Source organism: Polynucleobacter sp. TUM22923 (assembly GCF_030295705.1).
Taxonomy (GTDB): Bacteria; Pseudomonadota; Gammaproteobacteria; order Burkholderiales; family Burkholderiaceae; genus Polynucleobacter.
In genome coordinates, this window is the sequence record NZ_AP027274.1 from 1,487,850 (window position 1) to 1,508,788 (window position 20,939).

Consider the following 20,939-nt stretch of genomic DNA (forward strand, 5'->3'; position numbering starts at 1 on the left):
ATGCAATCACTTTTGAATAAAAAAATCGTCTTGGGTATTTCTGGGGGGATTGCAGCCTATAAGTCTGCAGAACTAGCGCGCTTGCTTATGCAAGAGGGTGCAAGCGTTCAGGTGGTCATGACACAAGCTGCCCAGCAGTTTGTAACGCAAGTTACCATGCAAGCCCTAACGGGTAACCCGGTATACACCAGCCAATGGGATAGCAGTATTCCCAACAATATGGCCCATATTGAACTCTCTAGGACTGCCGATGCCATCTTAGTTGCGCCGGCAAGTGCCGACCTCATGGCAAAGCTTTCCTTAGGTCTTGCAGATGACTTACTTAGTACGCTTTGCTTGGCTCGAGATTGCCCACTACTGCTTGCGCCAGCCATGAATAAACAAATGTGGGAGCATGCTGCCACACAAAGAAGTGTGCAGCGCCTTACGGAAGATAGTGTCGCCCTCTTGGGTCCTGCTAGCGGTTTCCAGGCCTGTGGTGAAGTTGGCTTGGGTCGCATGCTTGAGCCAATAGAAATCACTGAGCAACTGATTGCATTCTTTCAAAAGAAAAGTCTAGCTGGTAAGAAAGTATTAATAACTGCTGGCCCTACCTTTGAAGCAATGGATCCGGTGCGCGGACTGACGAATCGCAGTTCCGGAAAAATGGGTTTTGCAATTGCACGAGCAGCGATTGAAGCTGGTGCAGAGGTGCATTTGATTGCTGGCCCTTGCGACTTGGCTACGCCACTACTAGCGACTGGGAAGATCATTCGCAGCGATATAGTAAGCGCTAAAGAAATGCATATTGCTGTGATGAACACTAAAGACTATGACGTGTTCTTTGCAGTAGCTGCGGTTGCTGACTGGGGTGTTGCTAGGCCCGCTAAAGATAAAATCAAACGTCAGGGTAATAAAGCCCCAACTCTAGAGTTCACTACTAATCCAGACATCCTTTTAGAGGTTGCTAAGACTGCCAAGGCTAGGGCTGGTAAACCACACCCCTACTGCGTTGGCTTTGCTGCAGAATCCACTGACTTACAAGCCCATGCCCTAGAGAAGCGTGAGCGTAAAGGCATCCCGATGATCGTAGGCAATATCGGCCCAGATACGTTCGGAAGCGATCTAAATCAATTACTGGTGATTGATGAGCGTGGCAGCAAGAAAATAGCTAAAGCTGAAAAAATAGATCTTGCACGCCAGCTTATTCAGCTGGTTGCCAAAAAGATTTAAAAGACTTCGCAAACATTCTCATCCCTTGCTTTAGGAAATCCCATGCAATCACTTCAAATCAAAATTCTCGATGAACGCATGCGCGATCAGTTACCCGCTTACGGTACGCCTGGTAGTGCAGGTCTTGATTTACGGGCCTGCATCGATGAAGCAATCGATATTGCCCCAGGTCAAACTGTGCTGGTTCCAACCGGTTTAGCAATTTATGTTGAAGACCCTCGATATGCTGCTTTTATTCTGCCGCGATCAGGTCTTGGGCACAAGCATGGCATCGTACTGGGCAACCTAGTAGGATTAATTGATTCTGACTACCAGGGCCAACTCATGGTGAGTACTTGGAACCGTGGATCAACTCAATTCCGACTAGAGCCAATGGAGCGCCTAGCCCAACTAGTAGTGATGCCAGTTCAGCAGGTGGAACTCAAAGTCGTTGAGGAGTTTACGCAAAGCAGTCGTGGTGCTGGCGGCTTCGGCAGTACTGGAAGATCCTAGACCCTAAACCATAGTAGCGCTGGTCTTGCATTGACAATAAAAAAGGTCGCCTACAGGCGACCTTTTTACTCTGAACAACGCTTTTACATCTCTTCAGCCGGGGCAACATCAGCCTTAGGCGTCTTCGGCGCTTTACCGGAAACTATCGGTGCATCAAACTCTAATTGCACCTTACCGTCAGCATCAATATCGACTGCCACATGCCCACCTTGTGCCAGCCTACCAAATAACAGCTCATCAGCCAGGGCCTTACGTACCGTGTCTTGAATGATGCGCTGCATTGGCCTTGCACCCATCAGCGGATCAAACCCATGTTTGGCTAAGTGCGCACGTAATGCTGGACTGAATGATGCGTCGACTTTCTTCTCATGCAATTGCTCTTCTAACTGCATCAAAAACTTATCTACAACACGAATGATGATGCTCTCATCCAATGCCTTGAAAGAAACAATTGCGTCCAGACGATTACGGAACTCTGGGGTAAAGAATTTCTTAATATCCGCCATCTCATCACCGGACTCACGGGCATTCGTAAAGCCGATCACTGACTTCTGCATAGCCTCTGCACCAGCATTGGTAGTCATAATGATGATGACATTGCGGAAGTCCGTCTTGCGACCATTGTTGTCCGTTAAAGTGCCGTGGTCCATTACCTGCAGCAGAATATTAAAAATGTCTGGATGGGCTTTTTCAACTTCATCTAGTAAAAGTACGCAATGGGGCTTCTTATTTACCGCCTCAGTCAACAAGCCACCTTGGTCAAAGCCAACATAGCCTGGAGGGGCGCCAATTAACCGACTCACTGCATGCCGCTCCATGTATTCGGACATATCGAAACGCACAAGTTCAATACCTAAAATATAGGCAAGCTGCTTAGCTACCTCGGTCTTACCAACACCGGTAGGGCCAGAGAATAAAAAGGAGCCAATAGGCCTATCAATTTTTCCAAGTCCAGCGCGAGTCATCTTAATCGCACTAGCCAAGACCTCAATTGCAGGATCCTGGCCAAACACTACGCTCTTGATATCACGATCCAAGGTTTGTAACTTACTACGATCGTCAACTGAAACAGACTGTGGCGGTATGCGTGCAATCTTTGCCACGATTTCTTCGATTTCTTGACGACCGATTGTTTTCTTCTGCTTAGACTTAGGCAAGATACGTTGGGCGGCACCCGCTTCATCAATCACATCAATCGCCTTATCAGGCAAATGGCGATCATTAATGTAACGTGCAGATAGTTCAGCTGCAGCTACTAACGCAGCTGAAGCATATTTAACGCTGTGGTGTTCTTCAAAGCGAGATTTGAGGCCACGTAAAATTTGTACCGTTTGATCTACAGTTGGCTCAACCACATCGACTTTTTGAAAGCGACGGGATAGGGCAGCATCTTTTTCAAAAATGCCACGATACTCAGTGAACGTAGTTGCGCCAATACACTTTAGCTGCCCATTAGATAAGGCAGGCTTGAGTAGATTACTAGCATCTAATGTCCCACCAGAGGCCGCGCCAGCACCAATGAGGGTATGAATTTCATCAATAAATAAAACCCCATGAGGGTTGTCTTTTAAGGACTTCAGTACCCCCTTCAAGCGCTGCTCAAAATCACCGCGATATTTAGTGCCCGCTAATAACGCACCCATATCTAAAGAGTAGACGGTAGCATCGGCCAAAATATCTGGGACATCCCCTTTGACAATGCGCCATGCCAAACCTTCGGCGATCGCTGTTTTACCAACGCCAGCTTCACCGACCAGCAATGGATTATTTTTACGGCGACGACACAAAATTTGTATCACGCGCTCCACTTCACTATCGCGCCCAATCAGAGGATCAATCTTGCCTTGCTTAGCCAAGACATTCAGATTTTGAGTGTACTGCTCCAATGGGCTTTCTTTGCCGCCGGCGGATGGATCCTCAGCATCAGGAGTAGATTCCGCAGGTTTAGCCTGCTCGGCTTGATCTTTGCGCACGCCGTGGCTAATAAAATTCACTACATCCAAACGCGTTACGCCTTGCTGTTGCAGGAAGTAAACCGCATGGGAATCTTTTTCACCAAAGATAGCGACAAGTACATTTGCACCTGAGACTTCTTTTTTTCCGCTTGAGCTTGATTGAACATGCATGATGGCGCGCTGAATAACCCGCTGAAAACCTAGAGTGGGTTGAGTATCGACCTCATCATTACCAGGAACGACTGGCGTGTTGTCATTAATAAAATTCTTGAGCTGTAAGCGAAGCTCGGCAATATTCACAGCGCAGGCTTTCAAGACCTCCACTGCAGAAGCGTTATCTAGCAAGGCGGCCAATAAATGCTCCACCGTGATGAACTCATGTCTTGAGGCTCTTGCGTCAACAAACGCCATGTGCAAACTCACTTCTAATTCTTGGGCAATCATGCTTCCTCCATAGTGCACTGTAGTGGGTGACCCGCTTCTCGCGAGAGTTCAATAACTTGATGCACTTTTGTTGCCGCAACATCTCGTGTAAACACACCGCAGACGCCTTTGCCAACCAAATGAACCTGCAACATAATGCGTGTAGCCGACTCTTGACTCTGATTAAAATACTCTTGAATTACCATCACCACAAACTCCATCGGCGTGTAATCGTCATTCAATAGTAAAACTTTATACATCGAGGGCGCTTTAACTTTCTCGGCCTGCTTCTCGAGAAGAATGGTGTCTTCAATATAAGGGTTATTTGGGTTACCAACCGTAGGGTTTTTCGTTGTACGACTCATGAGAAGCATTCTAAACACAGATATATAAATAGGGTTTTAGGGGAAATGTGGCAAAAAACCATCAATGAAACCCTGTTTAAAGCATATTGGGGCATTTTTCGATAAAAAAAGGGGGGTTAACTAACAACTATATTCACTTTACCCCTTGACACCCCACCGTAAAGGGCAAACAATCAAGGGGTAGGACGGTTTTAAGGTCCTATTTAGGCGTGTTGTAGAGCGAGACTGATTAAAAAGTATTCACCCTCATCACGGTTGTTTTAAGTTTATGTAATGGAGTTCGCATGGCGACCGGAATTGTTAAGTGGTTCAATGATGCAAAAGGTTTTGGATTTATCAAGCCTGATGATGGTGAAGAAGAGTTGTTTGCGCATTTCAGCGCAATCACAATGCCTGGGTTTAAAACCCTCAAGGAAAACCAAAAGGTAACGTTTGACATTACCCAAGGTCCTAAAGGCAAGCAAGCTACCAACATCCAAGGTGCTTGATCGTCCTTAGATCATTATGAGAAACCCAGGACTTGCTCCTGGGTTTTTTTTCGCCTGCAATTTGCCCTAACTCTCAGCAACTTTAGTATCGACTATCCAATACATCATGCACGCACTTAAAGCCCCACTACTACTTTTCTCTTTGGCTGCCGCTCTATTTACGGCACCCGTATTTGCGCAACAAAATGTAGGCCTACAAAGCATCGAACTAAAAGTAGGCATCTACCGCATACAAGCCGAGCTAGCGGACTCACCCAAGGCGCGTGAAGTTGGCCTCATGAATCGCACAAGCATGGCAAGTAATTCAGGCATGCTATTTATTTTTGAACAAAAAGCAGGGCACTGCTTTTGGATGAACAATACTAAAATTCCACTATCAATCGCATTTCTTGCAGATGATGGCAAGATCGTCAATGTTGAGGAGATGCAGGCAGACACCACCAATAATCACTGCCCTAAGGCTGCCGTTCGCTATGCCCTGGAAATGAACAAGCAGTGGTTCTCAGATAGAGTGCTGGTTCCCGGCACGGTCATTCAGGGTCTACCTAAAATCAGGTAGTCGAACCCTGCGCTGGCATGAGCCAAAAATAACAAACGCAGACCGAGGTCTGCGTTTTGCCTTTACTACCTAACTACCTAACTACTTAACTACTTCACTACTTCACTACTGGGCATGCTCACCACTTAATCAAAGTGGCAAACGTAATGCACAGGCGTCTCCGCACGAATAATGAAATAACCACCCTTTTCAACTTCCCAGCTCTGGCCCGCTTTAAATTCAAGCTCAGGAGCGCCGTTGATGCTAACAAACGCATTACCATCGACCACTTCCATGATTTCCTTCACGATGAGATCAAAGCGTAAGGTGCTAGGTAAAACTACGCCAACAGACTTACGAGTGCCATCTGCAAGGGTAATCGTGTGGGATACACACTTGCCATCAAAAAATACATTGGCTTTTTTAACTACTGAAACTTGATCAAATTGCATCTTTACACTTTCTTATTAGATGGTTAGCTATCTTAATATGACTTATGAATCATTATTTTTGAGCACGCTTACGTCTTGCCGTTTCAGCAATTCTCATGCGTAAGGCATTAAGCTTAATAAATCCACCGGCATCAGCCTGGTTATAAGCGCCGCCATCATCATCAAAGGTGGCGATAGTCTGGTCGAACAAGGTATTAGCCGAGTCCCTGGAAATCACCGATACAGAACCCTTGTATAACTTCAAGCGTACAACGCCATTCACCATCTGCTGAGTATGATCAATCAATGTCTGCAATGCAAGGCGCTCTGGCGCCCACCATAAGCCGTTATAAATCAGGCTGGCATAGCGTGGCATTAAATCATCCTTAAGGTGGGCTACCTCCCGATCTAGGGTAATACTCTCAATACCGCGGTGGGCTTTGAGTAATATTGTGCCGCCGGGGGTTTCATAGCAGCCGCGACTCTTCATACCAACAAAGCGATTTTCCACTAAGTCTAAACGGCCGATACCGTGTATCCCACCAATACGATTGAGCTCAGCCAACAACTCATGTGGCTTAAAGGTCTTGCCATCAATAGCTACTGGATCACCAGCACGAAATTCAATTTCAATAATTTGCGCCGCATCTGGGGCTTTTTCAGGAGAGGTGGTCCAACGCCACATAGCCTCTTCAGCTTCAGCATTGGGATTCTCTAAATGACGACCTTCATAACTAATATGCAAGAGATTGGCGTCCATTGAATAAGGTGAACCGCCCTGCTTATGTTTCATCTCAACAGGAATGCCGTGCTTTTCAGCATAGGCCATGAGCTTCTCACGGGAAAGTAGATCCCATTCGCGCCAAGGGGCGATAACTTTGATTCCCGGCTCTAAGGCGTAATAACCCAACTCAAAACGTACCTGATCATTACCCTTACCTGTAGCGCCATGCGATACAGAGTCGGCGCCAGTTTGGCGGGCGATCTCAATTTGACGTTTTGCAATCAAAGGACGTGCAATCGAGGTGCCCAATAAATACTCGCCCTCATAAATCGTATTGGCACGAAACATCGGGAACACAAAATCGCGCACAAACTCTTCACGCAAATCATCAATAAAAATATTTTCTGGCTTAATGCCAAATTGCAAGGCTTTGGCGCGCGCTGGCTCAAGCTCTTCACCCTGGCCAAGATCGGCAGTAAATGTAACGATCTCGCATTGATAAGTATCTTGAAGCCATTTCAAGATCACACTGGTGTCAAGACCGCCGGAATACGCTAGAACTACTTTTTTAATATCAGACATAATTTCTATTCAATCAAAAATAAATTAATCTAAACGACCACACAGCAAATACTCCATTAGTGCCTTTTGGACATGAAGGCGATTTTCGGCTTCCTCCCAAACAATACTCTGAGATCCGTCTATCACTTCCGCTGACACTTCTTCGCCTCGATGCGCCGGTAAGCAATGCATAAACAAGGCATCTGGTTTAGCGAGTCCCATCAGCTGTGTTGAAACCATCCACTCTTTAAAGGCATGCATTCGGGAAGCATTTTCAGCCTCGTATCCCATGCTGGTCCAAACATCCGTGGTCACTAAGTCAGCGTCCTTGCATGCTTCTTTAGGGCTTACGCAAACCGTTAAATGATTTAAGGCAGCGCTGGTTAATCTTGAGCTGTCTAACTGATATCCCTCTGGAGCAGAGAACCGTATCTGAAAGTCAAGGCACTCAGCCGCTTGTATCCAGGTGTACGCCATATTATTGGCATCTCCGACCCAAGCAACTGTTTTACCCTGAATAGGGCCGCGGGCCTCTACAAAGGTAAAGATGTCTGCTAACACTTGGCATGGGTGGTATTCGTTGGTCAAACCATTAATTACGGGAACACGAGAATTGGCCGCAAAACGCTCAATAATGTCCTGCCCGAAGGTGCGGATCATGATGATGTCGGTCATTCTTGATATCACCTGCGCAGCGTCCTCTACAGGCTCACCACGACCTAACTGGGTGTCGCGGGTATTGAGATAGACAGCGTGGCCACCAAGCTGGTGTATGCCCGCCTCAAAGGACAGGCGTGTACGGGTGGAATGCTTTTCAAAGATCATGGCTAGCGTGCGATCATGCAAAGGATGCCAAGTCTCATAACTCTTAAACTTCGTCTTTAACCAAGCAGAACGTTTAAGTAAGTAATCGTATTCTTCGCGCGTCAGGTCAGCAAATTGCAAGTAATGCCTCACCTGGCCAGGAATTGGGGGCTTTGCCATAGATGTCATCATTGAGCTTTCTACTAGAGGTTAAGCTTGCATTTTTTGGGACTTCAAACTGCACTCATATAATTACAAAAATTAACTTTAAATAATTACAAAACTGTTAAGCTGAGCATTACTAATTAACTGCTACGTTTATAACGACGCCTCAATATTTACTCACACTTGAACCACAAAAAGCTTTTTATTCAGGGCATCACTACTGCCGGGAAGCCATTTCGTCCCAGCGACTGGGCCGAGCGTCTTTGCGGGGTAATGGCTCATTTTCGCCCACCAGGTGACTTGGGCGATCCCCGTTTTACCTACTCACCTTATGTCAGACCAGTAATCATTGCGCAGGTGAAATGCGTTGTGATTGATACCAGACTAAGAGAACTTGATCCAAGAGCGCTGGACTTTGTCTTGAATTTTGCTAAAGACAATCAGCTGCCCATCGAAGAAGCGTGTGAGTTTGAACCAAAATCACAAACCTAGCCTTAAAAACAAAAACCCGCTCTGATAAGGAGCGGGCTTAGACTCAAATCACTAAAGAGCCTGCCTGAAACTGAACCGCTTTACGCAGCCATGGCTTTGATTGCAGCAGACAAACGTGACTTCTGACGTGAGGCTGTATTTTTGTGAGCAATTCTCTTATCCGCAATCTTGTCGATTGTTGATTGTGTTGCAGCAAATATTTTAGCTGCAGCATCTTTGTCACCAGTTTCAATAGCTTTGCGAACTGCCTTAATGGAAGTACGAAGCTTAGAACGCAAACTGGAGTTGTGCTCATTCTGTTTTACTGCCTGCCGTGCGCGTTTACGCGCTTGTGCGGTATTGGCCATCTTTAAACCTTGCTCTATAAAAAAATTACAAAATACGATTAACTGGAAATCTGCGTGGGTTCGCCAATTTATAAGCTGACTCACCAAAACCCAAGATTTTACAGTAAAGCATCAAAAAAGCCCAGCCACCTGATAAATAGGTGAAAATCAGCCCATGAACCTGCTTTCCGCTGCCGCTAAGGTCAGTTCCCTCACCATGCTGTCCCGCATCACTGGGCTGCTCAGAGAGACTTTGATCGCGCGTAGCTTTGGGGCCTCAGAGTGGACAGATGCCTTTAACGTGGCCTTCAGGCTACCGAATCTACTACGTCGCCTCTTTGCCGAAGGGGCATTTTCCCAGGCATTTGTGCCAATTTTAGGGGAAATTTCCAGTAAAGGGGATCTGAAACAGTCCCAAATCCTCATTAATGCCGTTGCCACCCTCTTATTTTGGGCCTTATTGCTCACGGTATTCCTGGGGGTTATTGGCGCCCCCCTGCTGATTTTAGTGATTGCTACAGGATTTGTAGGCGGGCAAGCCTACGATGCCAGCATTGTGATGACGCGCATCATGTTTCCTTATATCGGCCTCATTTCAATGGTGTCCCTCTCCGCAGGAATTCTCAACACCTTTGGGCGCTTTGCCATTCCGGCCTTTACGCCTGTTTTATTAAATGTTGCGCTCATTACGAGCGCAATCTTTTTATCCCCTTATCTTGACCAACCGATTTACGCCCTTAGTATTGGCGTGCTTATGGGGGGAGTGTTACAGCTGGCTATTCAAATTCCGGCTCTTGCACGCATTGGACTACTCCCTCGGATTGGGCTTCTCCCGGGGGCAATCAAAGCGGCAATAACAAACCCAGACGCCAGACGCGTCTTAAAGCTGATGGGGCCTGCAGTCTTTGCCGTCTCTGTTGCTCAAATCTCCTTGCTCATTAATACCAATATCGCCTCACGCCTGCCTGCGGGTAGCGTATCTTGGTTATCTTATGCCGACCGTTTAATGGAATTTCCCACTGCACTCTTAGGCGTAGCGTTGGGTACCGTGCTACTACCTAGCTTGAGCAAAGCGAATGCCAAGAATGACTTAGTGCATGCCGGTGAATTATTGATCTGGGGTTTACAACTCACTTTTTTACTCGCGGCACCCTGCGCCATTGTACTCTTGATTTTTGGCGAACCCTTAGCGGCCGTCCTATATCACTATGGAAAATTTAATGCCCTAGATGTATTAATGACACAACGGGCATTGGCAGCTTATGGCATAGGGTTAATTGGGCTGATCCTCATTAAGATCTTGGCGCCCGGTTTTTATTCCAGGCAGAATATTCGTACTCCAGTCAAAATCGGCTTATTGGTTTTGGTGGCAACGCAATTAGCCAATCTCGTGTTTGTACCTTGGCTGGGTCACGCTGGTTTAGCCCTATCCATTGGAGTGGGTGCATGCCTTAACGCAGCACTGCTCTGGGTAGGACTGCATCGCCTAGGCGCCCTTCCAAATGCAGCCTGGCTCAAGTATTTAAGTCAGCTTCTATTCGCCTTAATTCCCTTCACAATAGTGCTGTATTACGGCGCCAGTACCCATAACTGGATTGCGCTGCAATCCACACCCTGGTTAAGAATAGGCATTTTGTCCTTATGGCTAGCGGCATCTGCGATCACCTATTTTCTTGCCTTAGGCTTAATAGGAATTCGCTGGCAAAAATTTCTTCGTCATGCAAAATAACCTTTATGCCAACACAACAACTTGATTATTTCACCTCCCTTGTTGCCGAGGATGAGCACTTTCCCTTGACTGAGGCAGCCGTTGCCGTCGCTCAGCATGCTTATCCTGATCTTGATGTGCAGGGTGTATTAGATCGGCTTGACCAATGGGGTAAGAAACTCAAGACCCGCATTACTGCAGACACACCCCCCATGCAGCGCTTACAACTACTGAAGCATTTTTTTTATACCGAGTTAGGTTTTGGCCCTAACCCGAATGATTTTTATGCGCCTGAGAACTCTTATCTCCACCAGATGATTGAGAGCCGCCGTGGTATTCCTATCTCACTAGCGATCTTGATGATGGAGCTTGGTCAGCAAGTAGGATTGAATATTCGCGGAGTCTCTTTTCCCAATCACTTTATGATGCGCATTTCTTTACAACAAGGCGAAATCATCATGGATCCCCTGAATGGTGACTCGCTATCGAAGAATCAATTACAGGAAATGTTAGATCCCTACCTCGATGCAAAAGGGTATCGAGATGAGCTCAGTCTGCCGCTCAACATCTTTCTGCGTGCTTCTAGCCCACGAGAAATCCTCTCACGATTTTTACGAAACCTGAAGATGATTTATTCAGAAGACGAGCGCTGGGAGCGCTTACTAGGAATACAAGAGCGTTTAGTAATCTTGCTACCAGAGTCAATGGAAGAGGTGCGGGATCGCGGCCTGATCTTTGCCCAATTGGAATATATACGGCCCGCTATTGCTGACCTGCACCGCTATCTTAGTGAAATGCCGGGTGCTGATGATGCCGCCGATATTCGAGAGCACATTCTCAAATTAGACAGTCAAACAAAACTGCACTAGCGGCTTCTCAGCACCATTAATCTTGAGGCTTGCGCTGAAAGATTTTATATAGGGCGGCAAGTACGATTGGCAAAGCAGCAGCGCCAATACCAATCAACACAATGACATTGAGATTCTGACGAATGATCGGAATGTTTCCAAAGAAATAGCCTGCCACTACCAAGCTAAATACCCATAACAATGCACCAGTGATGTTAAAAAATTGAAAACGAGAGAAATTCATTTCTGATACGCCAGCGACAAACGGTGCAAAGGTTCTAATAATGGGTAAGAAGCGTGCAACGATGATTGTTTTACCGCCATGCTTCTCATAAAAAGAATGGGTTTTACGAAGTGCGGCTTGATCAATCCAGCGTGATTTACTGCTAAATATTCTTTTGCCTATCCAGCGTCCAATAAAGTAATTTACTGTGTTACCAGCGATAGCAGCGATCAACAAACCAATGCATAGCGTCCATAAATTAAAATGCCCGGTAGCGCAATAAGCCCCCGCAATGAATAATAAGGAATCACCGGGCAAGAATGGGGCTACTACTAATCCTGTTTCCGCAAAGACAATCGCAAACAGCAATCCATAAGCCCAGTAGCCATATTGCTGAATCACCACATCCAAATGACGGTCGATGTGTAGCAGTAAATCACTCAATTGCAATAAGGTATCAATCAACATTCACTCCAGTAATTAACTGCAAGAATATTAACAGCCTATTAATGCCGCTCTAGCAATTTCATTCCTATAATGGCTCATGCAAACTGAACCCCACATTCAGCCTGTGCATTCCACTGACCAGCTACCTACTCTTTGTATCGTTGGCCCCACAGGTTCAGGCAAAACCCATCTCGCTATGTCCTTAGCTGAGCGAGCGCAATCTATGGGCGCCACCATTGAATTGATCAGCATGGATTCTGCTCTGGTATATCGCGGTTTAGACATTGGTAGCGCAAAACCGACTAGCGCTGAGCAAGCAGCAGTCCGGCATCACCTAATAGATATTTTGGAGCCAACCGAATCCTATTCGGCTGCGCGCTTTGCTAATGATGCTAAACGTCTTTGCGAAGAGATTCGTCAGCGCGGTCATATTCCTGTCATTGTGGGTGGAACGATGCTGTATTGGCGAGCCTGGGCCTATGGACTTTCCTCACTACCTCCTGCCGACCCAACTATCCGAGCGCGTTTAGATGAACAAGGCAAAGCGATTGGCTGGCCTGCAATGCATGATGAATTAGCTAAAGTAGATCCCGCGACTGCTGCACGACTACAACCCAATGATTCTCAACGGGTACAACGCGCCTTAGAGGTTTACAAGATCACCGGTCAACCGATGTCTATTTTGTTGGCAAATTCTCCTAGTGAAGATGGCAGAGTAGGTTCAGTCATTCCGAAATGGATTGAGTTGGTATCGCTAGAGCCAAGTGATCGCTCTCGCCTGCATCAGAATCTAGAAAAGCGTTTTGATGAAATGCTCATCAGCGGACTTATTGCAGAAGTTGAAACATTGCGCAAAAATCCAGCGCTACACGCTGATCTGCCGGCGATTCGGTCAGTAGGGTATCGACAAGTTTGGGAATATTTGGCTGGAGAGGTTGACCATGCACAAATGCGTAACAGGGCACTTGCGGCCACTAGACAGCTTGGTAAGCGGCAACTTACCTGGTTGCGCGCGATGACTGGAAAAACGACCTTTGACTCCTTCAACCCCATTGAATTGAAGGCAGCTTTAGAACATTGTCAGAAGACCCTGTTTAAACTAGATCAACCCTAGATTTAAACCACAATCGTTTGTGGTGCCCCTGCTGGACGCTCTACAACTTCACCGACGTTCCATGCATTTAGGCCTTGAATTTTCAGAAACTGAATGGCAGTATCAGCTTGCTCTGCAGACACGATTACCACCATTCCAATGCCGCAGTTAAATACGCGCACCATTTCTGCATCAGCAACGCCACCCTTCATTTGCAGCCATCTGAAAAGCTCTGGCATGACCCAGCTATCACGGTGCAGTATCGCCTGAGTATTTTCAGGGAGAACACGGGGTACGTTATCGACTAAACCACCGCCAGTGATGTGGGCCATCCCTTTAACGTTGATTTCAGATATCAGCTTGAGGAGTGGCTTGACATAAATTTCTGTTGGCGCCATAACCACATCACCTAAGGGCCGACCCCCAAGATCGTCACTTGGCTTAGCGCCGGCACGCTCAATAATTTTGCGTACCAAAGAATAGCCATTGGAATGCGCGCCACTCGAACCTATCGCCAACACCACATCACCCGGGGCAATGGTTGCGCCAGTAATAATTTTGGACTTTTCAACCGCGCCCACTGCAAATCCGGCCAGATCGTATTCGCCAGGGGGATACATCCCAGGCATCTCCGCTGTTTCACCCCCAATGAGTGCGCAGCCAGAAAGCTCGCAACCTTTGGCAATACCAGCAACTACCGTAGTCGCCGTATCTACCGATAACTTACCGCAGGCAAAGTAATCTAGAAAAAAGAGGGGTTCTGCACCCTGAACCAAAATGTCATTCACACTCATTGCCACCAAGTCCTGACCAATCGTATCGTGGCGATTCCACTCAAAGGCCAGTCTCAGCTTAGTTCCCACACCATCGGTACCAGCTACCAATACCGGCTCTTGGTAGCGCTTAGGCACCTCAAAGAGGGCCCCAAAGCCACCGATTCCGGCCAGTACGCCCTCACGCATGGTTTTCTTAGCAAGAGGCTTAATTCTGTCGACTAAAGCGTCACCAGCATCAATATCAACACCTGCATCGCGATAGGAAAGGCCATTTGAAGAAGAATTGGTAGAAGAGGTCATAGTATCGATAGAAGATTAGTAAAAAGCAGGGCTTGGTCGGTAGAATCATTGAATTCTAGAGGATTCAAGCAAGATGACTGAAATTTTTACCCCTTTTCTGACCGCATTTATTTTGGCGTACGCTCTGCGCCCTGTTTCCCTATGGCTTGAACGCCATCGCCTGCCCCGCGCAGCTGCCGCTGGAATCGCCATGATTATTGGTCTGGGGATCGTGTTTTGCATCTTAAGCCTGTTTATTACACTCCTCAAAACAGAGATTCCGCTCATTAAAACCCAATTTCCCGGCTGGCTCCAGAACACTCAAGCCTGGCTTGAGCCCAAATTAACGCAATTTCATGTCACTTTTGACTGGAGCCACCTCAAAGCTACTGTATCCCAGAAAATCACGGAACATCTAAACGACAATTCTGATGCACTGATGTCCTCTACAGTGGAAACCGTGCTGATGTCAGGCAGCTCTGTTATCGCTGGCTTTGTCAATGCCGTGTTGATTCTATTTGTCATGTTTTATTTATTGATCGACTGGAATCATTTTTTTAGCTTAATTAAAAAATTGATGCCTGTACGCGCGCAAGAGACTGTTCACCATTTAGCGATGCATGCGGATGGCCTGTTGTCACAGTATCTAAGGGGCATGATCATTGTGATCTCCATCATGTCTGTTTTTTATAGTGCTGGCTTGAGTTTTCTTGAAATTAAAGGCGCCATCGCACTTGGCGTATTTACGGCGCTCATGATTGTGATTCCTTATATCGGTATTACGATTGGCTTCACCCTAGCGGTCTTTGCTGCGCTTCTTCAATTTGGCCCTGGAAGTGAATTACTGGGTGTGCTCATTATTTATAGCCTTGGGCAATTTTTAGAAGGCTTCTTTCTAACGCCCCGTCTTGTCGGTGAACGTATTGGTTTGCACCCCGTGGCAGTACTTTTCGCATTACTCTTATTCGGTAAGTTATTTGGTTTTTTTGGTATTCTTCTCGCGCTACCCATCAGCGCAGTCGGCTTAGTGGTTCTTCAGTACGCCTGGTCTCGCTACACGCAAAGCACTTGGTATCAACGATAAAACATCGCAGTAATGAATAAAGATCTGCTACCGCGCCAATTTGCGCTTGATATTGCCCGAGCACCTCAACCCAGCCTCAGTAATTTTTTGACTGGGGAAAATGCTGCTCTACATTTCACACTGCAAGAGGTAGTAAAAACTTGGGAATTAAAGCAAGCTAGACAAGCCGGAGAAAATGCCCTCAATCAACGCTGGATGTATTGGTGGGGCGCAGAGGGCTCAGGACGCACGCACCTATTGGACAGCCTAGCCAATGCAGCGCAAATACTGGGTTTCCAGCACTTTGCACTGAACCCAAATGAACCTAGCACCTGGGTCAAATTAGAGGATCAACTGACAAGCCTTGGCGCTAGCCATTCGGTGTCCGTCATCACTGTAGATGATGTGGATTGCCTGAATGACCGCCTAGTTGCCTCCTTGTTTCGTATTTTGAATGCCATTCAAGCTAGCCAAGCAATGCATATTTTTATGGCGGGCAACGTAGCTCCGGGTGCCCTGAAGTTGAGAGAAGACCTGCGCACCCGTCTGGGATGGGGTTTGGTGTTTCAGACCCATGCATTGGGAGATGATGAGAAAATACAAGCCTTGGAGCAGTCAGCGCAAGCTCGCGGCTTAGTTTTGTCACCAGAGGTCTTGCCTTGGTTGCTCAATCATTTTTATCGCGATATGCCTAGCTTAATGGCCTTAATCGATGCTTTGGATGCATATTCCCTAGAGACCAAACGTGCCGTCACCCTTCCGCTAGTAAAAACGCTTTTAGAAACGAAATAAATATTCATGACCCGACTTGCCCTATTCGACCTTGACCATACCCTGTTGCCTTGCGACAGTGACTACGAGTGGGGTCAATTCTTGGCGCGCATTGGCGTAGTCGATAGTCAATACTATGCCCAGCAAAATGAGCGCTTTTATCAAGACTATAAAGAAGGCAAACTCGACATTCAGGCATTTTTACGGTTTGCGCTTAAACCGCTCTCAGAACATTCTCGCGCTCAACTTAAAGAATGGCATGATGCTTTCATGCAAGAGGTCATCACTGGCCAAGTACGCCAACAGGCTCTCGATTTAGTGAAGCGCCATCAAGATGCCGGGGACTTATGCTGCGTAGTAACCGCTACCAATAGCTTTGTAACGCGCCCCATCGTAGAAAGCTTTGGTATTGAACATTTACTTGCAACCGAACCAGCCACATTAGGGGAAGACCCCCTAGCGCCCTTCACCGGCGAAGTTCAGGGAATTCCGAATTTTCGAGAAGGTAAAATCCACCGAGTGCATGATTGGCTTACTAGTCAGCATTTAGTACTAGATCAGCTACCTTGCAGTTATTTTTATTCAGACTCCATGAACGATTTACCACTCCTGGAAAAAGTAAGTAACCCTGTTGCTACTAATCCAGATACTCGACTACGCAACGAAGCCTTGAAGCGTCATTGGCCCATACTTGAACTGTTTGCATGATTACAAAATTGATTAACCGTATTTTGCGTCGCGACCCTATGGTGCGACATACCGTAGCCCATACTTCTGGCGCACCAAAACGGGTCCCTAAAAAATCCCATCGCATTGACCCAAACCTGCTCTCTAAAAATGCCGTTAAAGTCACGCATACTTTGCAGCAGGCTGGCTATGATGCTTTTATTGTAGGGGGCGCAGTAAGAGATCTTGCCCTAGGCATTGGCCCTAAAGATTTTGATGTAGCAACGAATGCAACTCCAGAGCAAGTCCAAAAATTATTTCGTAAATCTCGTTTAATTGGTCGACGCTTTCAAATTGTGCACGTAACCTTCTTCGGTAAAGGCCAACCAGAAATTATTGAAGTCTCTACCTTTAGAGCTTTACTAGAAAACGCTGGTGAGCATGTTGCAGAAAATGGCCGCATTTTGCGAGACAACGTGTGGGGAAGTCAGCATGAAGATGCCGCCCGCCGTGATTTCACAATCAATGCCATGTACTACGACCCGGCCACCGAAACGGTCCTTGATTACCACGGCGGTATGGCCGACATGCAAAAGAAAACCTTGCGTATGATTGGCGAGCCAGCAAAACGGTATCGAGAAGATCCGATTCGCATGTTGCGCGCCATTCGTTTTGCTGCAAAAACCGGGTTTACCTTAGACGCTGCAACACACACACCGATCGCTCAGTTAGGCAAGCTAATACAGGATGTCCCGTCAGCACGTCTCTTTGATGAAATTCTAAAACTCTTGATGTCGGGCTATTCCTGGGCGGCCATACAAGGTTTGCGCAACGCCGGATTACATCACGGACTACTACCGCTACTAGATGCTATTTTAGATAACAAAGTAAGCTCTAAAGAAGCCAAAGACTTTGTGCGTATTGCCCTAGAGAACACGGATCACCGTATTCAGTCAGGCAAAAGCGTATCTGCCGGATTCTTATTTGCTACCTTGCTATGGCCAGACCTCTTGAGTAACTGGAAAAAGAATATCGCAGCAGGACTCTCCAATATTCCCGCACTACATGATGCTATGGACGCAACGATTGCCAGCCAAAGCAATGGCATGACGATTCAAAGACGTTTTGAGAGCGATATGCGAGAAATTTGGTCTATGCAGCCCCGCTTTGAGAAGCGCGTGGGTCGCTACCCATATCGCCTGATTGAATCACCACGTTTCAGAGCGGGTTATGACTTTTTGCTGCTCCGCTGCGCTAATGGGGAACAAAACCCTGCTTTAGGCCAATGGTGGACCGACTTCATCGGCGCTGACCCTACAGATCAGGATGCTTTAATGGCGAGCGTAAAGAACGATAGTGGCAATCCTGCCGCACCAGCCAAGCGACGTCGGCGCAGAAAAGCCAAAATAGCGGCGCCATCTGAAGATACGGCAAGCTAAGCAGACTTGAGAAAAACTCTGTAAAGTCTTTTTAATATCAACTAATCAACTTTTTTACTGTTTGGAATGCGCATGGCACGAGCTTTTATTGGATTTGGCGGCAATATTGGTGACACACGTCAGTTCATTGCAGATGCGATTATTTGCCTCGCCCAACGCCGTGAACTTCAAATTATTAAGAAAAGCTGCCTTTACCAAAGCGCGCCATTTCAGGCTACAGGTAATGATTTCATCAATGCGGTGATCGAAATTGAGACTGAGCTAAGCCCCTATGGCTTGCTTTATGTCTGCCAAGCAGTAGAGCAAGAATTTGGTCGTGAGCGCCCCTACACCAATGCGCCGCGAACCCTAGATTTAGATATTCTTTCTTTTGAAGGGGTATCTCAGGAAGATTCTGATTTAACGCTTCCCCATCCCAGAATCATTGAACGCTCTTTCGTACTGTTACCTTTGCTGGAAATTGCCCCTGATTTCTTTTTACCGAACTTAGGCGAACTCAAGGCCTTTCTACCGAATGTGGCAGACCAGCGCATTGAAAAACTCGCTTGCCGCAACTGTATTATCGATAATCAACCTGTTTATGGACCTCAGGCGCATTAATTCATTAAACTCACGCCATGGGTTACTTACAAGGCGATAAGCCAATCACGATTTCCAAACTTCTCACACTCCATGCTGAGGGTGAAAAAATAACGATGTTAACGGCATACGACTCAACAATGTCTGCTTTGTTAAATCGCTGCGCAATAGAGGTCATCCTGATTGGTGACTCGCTGGGTAACGTAATACAAGGCCACCATAGCACTACGCCAGTTACCGTTGAGCATATGGCTTATCACACGCAATGCGTAGCCCGTGCCAATACTCAGGCATTTGTTATAGCCGACCTTCCCTTTGCCAGCTACGGCGATCCAATGCAAGCATTGGATTCGGCAGCAGAACTCATGCGAGCCGGCGCTGATATGGTGAAACTCGAAGGCGGCGATTGGCAAGTCGAAGTAATTCAATATTTAGTGGAGCGAAGCGTTCCTGTCTGCGCCCATTTAGGCCTCTTACCTCAATCCGTTCACCTCTTAGGTGGCTACAAGGTGCAAGGGAAATCGAAAGATGCCGCCAGTCTTATGCTTGAGCAGGCAATCGCCTGTGAGCAGGCAGGCGCTCAAATGATCGTATTAGAGGCTATTCCCTCCTCATTAGGAAAGCTGATTACCGAATCCGTCTCGATTCCGACGATTGGCATTGGTGCAGGCCCAAATTGCTCAGGTCAAGTATTAGTATTGCAAGACATGCTGGGGATGAGTCCGGGAAAGCCGCCTAAGTTTGTCAAAAACTTTATGGACGGCAATAGCTCCATTGAATCTGCAATCAAAGCCTATGTTCGGGAAGTGAAATCAGGAAAGTTCCCTGGACCCGAACATGGCTTTGCCGGGTAAGTGTTTTTTAGGTCTAACTAAAGAAGCTCTTCACCCCGTCAAACCAACCTTGCTGATGCGGGTTGTGTTTGTTGCCCCCAGTTTTCAGACTCTCATCAAACTTCTGTAGCAAACTTTTCTGCTCATCCGTCAGTTTGACTGGTGTCTCAACTGCGATATGCACAAAGAGATCCCCAACCAAGGAAGACCGTAGGCCTTTAATGCCTTTGCTGCGTAGGCGGAAAGTCTTACCAGTTTGAGTGCCCTCAGGTATCGGAAACTCCACGCGCCCCGAGAGGGTTGGTACCTCAATATCACCGCCAATCGTTGCCGTTGCAAAGGAGATGGGCATCTGAACATGCAAATCGCTACCATCACGCTCAAATACTTTATGAGACTTGACTCTGACTTCCACATAGAGATCGCCAGAAGGCCCGCCATTGACGCCAGGCTCACCGTTGCCGACCGACCGAACCCGCATACCGTCATCAATGCCGCCAGGAATCTTAATCTCTAGTGTCTTTTGCTCTTTATGTTTACCGCTGCCATGGCAGGTTTTGCAAGGCTTTGGAATGTATTCACCAGCGCCTCGGCACTTAGGACAAGTCTGCTGCATTGAAAAGAAGCCTTGCTGCACCCTGACCTGACCATGGCCATCGCAAGTCGTACATCTTTCTGGCTTGCTACCTGGCTCTGCACCTGAGCCCTTACAAGGCTTACAGTCACTCCAGCTAGGCACCCGAATTTGGGTGGTGTAACCTTCAGCCGCCTGCTCAAGGGTAATTTCCATGTTGTAGCGTAAATCAGCACCCTTGTAGACCTGCGGTCCAGATTGACGACCGCCCCCTTGGCCGAAAATGTCGCCAAAGATATCGCCAAAAGCATCTGAAAAGCCACCACCGCCAAAACCGCCGCCGCCCATAGATTGGTCTAATCCTGCGTGTCCATACTGGTCGTAAGCAGCGCGCTTATTGGGGTCCGTTAATGTTTCGTAAGCTTCCTTGACTTCTTTAAATTGCGCTTCGGCCGTTTTACTGTCTGGGTTGCGATCGGGATGGTGTTTCATCGCCATCTTTCGATACGCCTTCTTAAGCTCTTCGTCACTAGAGCCTTTTGCTACACCCAATACCTCGTAATAATCGCGTTTACTTTTAGACACAGCATTCCTCTCAACAACCTGAATGACACAAGTCGGCACGAGGCCGACTTGTTATTAAATTACTTCTAAATTACGTGAA

Annotated in this window: 23 protein-coding genes; 14 read left to right on the plus strand and 9 right to left on the minus strand. The window is 47.1% G+C overall.

Going from position 1 to position 20,939, the window contains the following annotated elements; genetic code table 11:
• Entirely contained in the window at positions 1-1,212 is a 1,212-nt protein-coding gene (gene coaBC / locus QUD86_RS07610; protein WP_286296373.1) for a bifunctional phosphopantothenoylcysteine decarboxylase/phosphopantothenate--cysteine ligase CoaBC, read from the plus strand.
• A gap of 42 nt (positions 1,213-1,254) precedes the next feature.
• Complete coding sequence (gene dut, locus QUD86_RS07615; RefSeq protein WP_286296374.1) at positions 1,255-1,704, plus strand: dUTP diphosphatase; 450 nt, start codon at positions 1,255-1,257, stop codon at positions 1,702-1,704.
• An 83-nt stretch (positions 1,705-1,787) separates the two neighbouring features.
• Here the strand turns inward: dut and clpA are convergent, their stop codons facing one another.
• Together clpA and clpS are read right to left on the minus strand one after the other, a co-directional pair.
• On the minus strand, positions 1,788-4,103 hold the full coding sequence (gene clpA, locus QUD86_RS07620; protein ID WP_286296375.1) for an ATP-dependent Clp protease ATP-binding subunit ClpA: 2,316 nt from the start codon (positions 4,101-4,103) through the stop codon (positions 1,788-1,790).
• On the minus strand, positions 4,100-4,456 hold the full coding sequence (gene clpS / locus QUD86_RS07625) for an ATP-dependent Clp protease adapter ClpS (protein WP_286296376.1): 357 nt from the start codon (positions 4,454-4,456) through the stop codon (positions 4,100-4,102). Before clpS ends, clpA begins: the two co-directional genes overlap by 4 nt.
• Positions 4,457-4,731: 275 nt before the next feature.
• Between clpS and QUD86_RS07630 the strand changes: the two genes are divergently transcribed.
• Positions 4,732-4,935, plus strand: a complete 204-nt coding sequence (locus QUD86_RS07630; protein ID WP_096672093.1) for a cold-shock protein — start codon at positions 4,732-4,734, stop codon at positions 4,933-4,935.
• Between the two features lie 106 nt (positions 4,936-5,041).
• Positions 5,042-5,494, plus strand: coding sequence for a DUF192 domain-containing protein (locus tag QUD86_RS07635; RefSeq protein WP_286296378.1), 453 nt, complete (start codon positions 5,042-5,044; stop codon positions 5,492-5,494).
• A gap of 125 nt (positions 5,495-5,619) precedes the next feature.
• Here QUD86_RS07635 and ppnP read toward each other — a convergent pair whose 3' ends face one another.
• Genes ppnP through argF form a run of 3 tightly spaced genes read right to left on the minus strand, consistent with a single transcriptional unit; the run spans position 5,620 to position 8,173 of the window.
• Positions 5,620-5,925: a pyrimidine/purine nucleoside phosphorylase gene (gene ppnP / locus QUD86_RS07640; protein ID WP_286296380.1), complete on the minus strand. Its 306-nt coding sequence runs from the start codon at positions 5,923-5,925 to the stop codon at positions 5,620-5,622.
• 52 nt (positions 5,926-5,977) lie between these two features.
• Positions 5,978-7,210 carry an argininosuccinate synthase gene (locus QUD86_RS07645; protein WP_286296382.1) on the minus strand — a complete coding sequence of 411 codons (1,233 nt, stop codon included), beginning with the start codon at positions 7,208-7,210 and terminating at the stop codon, positions 5,978-5,980.
• Positions 7,211-7,234: 24 nt separating this feature from the next.
• Positions 7,235-8,173 carry an ornithine carbamoyltransferase gene (argF, locus tag QUD86_RS07650; RefSeq protein WP_286296383.1) on the minus strand — a complete coding sequence of 313 codons (939 nt, stop codon included), beginning with the start codon at positions 8,171-8,173 and terminating at the stop codon, positions 7,235-7,237.
• Positions 8,174-8,341: 168 nt separating this feature from the next.
• On the opposite strand from argF, the gene QUD86_RS07655 reads away from it, so the two are divergent.
• Positions 8,342-8,650 carry a DUF3579 domain-containing protein gene (locus QUD86_RS07655; protein WP_286296385.1) on the plus strand — a complete coding sequence of 103 codons (309 nt, stop codon included), beginning with the start codon at positions 8,342-8,344 and terminating at the stop codon, positions 8,648-8,650.
• An 80-nt stretch (positions 8,651-8,730) separates the two neighbouring features.
• Here QUD86_RS07655 and rpsT read toward each other — a convergent pair whose 3' ends face one another.
• Complete coding sequence (gene rpsT / locus QUD86_RS07660) at positions 8,731-8,997, minus strand: 30S ribosomal protein S20 (protein ID WP_100379651.1); 267 nt, start codon at positions 8,995-8,997, stop codon at positions 8,731-8,733.
• Positions 8,998-9,151: 154 nt separating this feature from the next.
• Here rpsT and murJ point away from each other — a divergent pair, with 154 nt between their 5' ends.
• Together murJ and QUD86_RS07670 are read left to right on the plus strand one after the other, a co-directional pair.
• Positions 9,152-10,705 (plus strand): murein biosynthesis integral membrane protein MurJ, encoded by a 1,554-nt coding sequence (gene murJ / locus QUD86_RS07665; RefSeq protein ID WP_286296387.1) that lies wholly within the window; start codon positions 9,152-9,154, stop codon positions 10,703-10,705.
• A 5-nt stretch (positions 10,706-10,710) separates the two neighbouring features.
• Positions 10,711-11,553, plus strand: coding sequence for a SirB1 family protein (locus tag QUD86_RS07670; protein ID WP_286296390.1), 843 nt, complete (start codon positions 10,711-10,713; stop codon positions 11,551-11,553).
• Positions 11,554-11,569: 16 nt separating this feature from the next.
• Here the strand turns inward: QUD86_RS07670 and QUD86_RS07675 are convergent, their stop codons facing one another.
• Entirely contained in the window at positions 11,570-12,223 is a 654-nt protein-coding gene (locus QUD86_RS07675) for a DedA family protein (protein ID WP_286296391.1), read from the minus strand.
• A gap of 76 nt (positions 12,224-12,299) precedes the next feature.
• Between QUD86_RS07675 and miaA the strand changes: the two genes are divergently transcribed.
• Entirely contained in the window at positions 12,300-13,316 is a 1,017-nt protein-coding gene (gene miaA, locus QUD86_RS07680) for a tRNA (adenosine(37)-N6)-dimethylallyltransferase MiaA (protein ID WP_286296392.1), read from the plus strand.
• Positions 13,317-13,318: 2 nt separating this feature from the next.
• Here miaA and purM read toward each other — a convergent pair whose 3' ends face one another.
• Entirely contained in the window at positions 13,319-14,371 is a 1,053-nt protein-coding gene (gene purM, locus QUD86_RS07685; RefSeq protein WP_286296394.1) for a phosphoribosylformylglycinamidine cyclo-ligase, read from the minus strand.
• Between the two features lie 73 nt (positions 14,372-14,444).
• Between purM and QUD86_RS07690 the strand changes: the two genes are divergently transcribed.
• The 6 genes from QUD86_RS07690 to panB all read left to right on the plus strand — a co-directional run bounded on the left by QUD86_RS07690 (position 14,445) and on the right by panB (position 19,722).
• Positions 14,445-15,434 (plus strand): AI-2E family transporter, encoded by a 990-nt coding sequence (locus QUD86_RS07690; RefSeq protein ID WP_286296396.1) that lies wholly within the window; start codon positions 14,445-14,447, stop codon positions 15,432-15,434.
• Between the two features lie 12 nt (positions 15,435-15,446).
• Complete coding sequence (gene hda / locus QUD86_RS07695; RefSeq protein WP_286296398.1) at positions 15,447-16,205, plus strand: DnaA regulatory inactivator Hda; 759 nt, start codon at positions 15,447-15,449, stop codon at positions 16,203-16,205.
• 6 nt (positions 16,206-16,211) lie between these two features.
• Entirely contained in the window at positions 16,212-16,892 is a 681-nt protein-coding gene (locus tag QUD86_RS07700) for a histidinol-phosphatase (protein ID WP_286296400.1), read from the plus strand.
• Complete coding sequence (pcnB, locus tag QUD86_RS07705; protein WP_286296402.1) at positions 16,889-18,289, plus strand: polynucleotide adenylyltransferase PcnB; 1,401 nt, start codon at positions 16,889-16,891, stop codon at positions 18,287-18,289. The genes QUD86_RS07700 and pcnB overlap by 4 nt, the downstream gene beginning before the upstream one ends.
• A gap of 72 nt (positions 18,290-18,361) precedes the next feature.
• The gene (folK, locus tag QUD86_RS07710) at positions 18,362-18,889 is read left to right on the plus strand and encodes a 2-amino-4-hydroxy-6-hydroxymethyldihydropteridine diphosphokinase (RefSeq protein WP_286296404.1); all 528 of its coding nucleotides are present in this window, start codon (positions 18,362-18,364) and stop codon (positions 18,887-18,889) included.
• Positions 18,890-18,906: 17 nt separating this feature from the next.
• Positions 18,907-19,722, plus strand: coding sequence for a 3-methyl-2-oxobutanoate hydroxymethyltransferase (gene panB / locus QUD86_RS07715; RefSeq protein WP_286296406.1), 816 nt, complete (start codon positions 18,907-18,909; stop codon positions 19,720-19,722).
• 13 nt (positions 19,723-19,735) lie between these two features.
• On the opposite strand, the gene dnaJ is transcribed toward panB, so the two are convergent.
• Positions 19,736-20,860: a molecular chaperone DnaJ gene (dnaJ, locus tag QUD86_RS07720; protein ID WP_286296407.1), complete on the minus strand. Its 1,125-nt coding sequence runs from the start codon at positions 20,858-20,860 to the stop codon at positions 19,736-19,738.
• Positions 20,861-20,939: the final 79 nt, after the last annotated feature.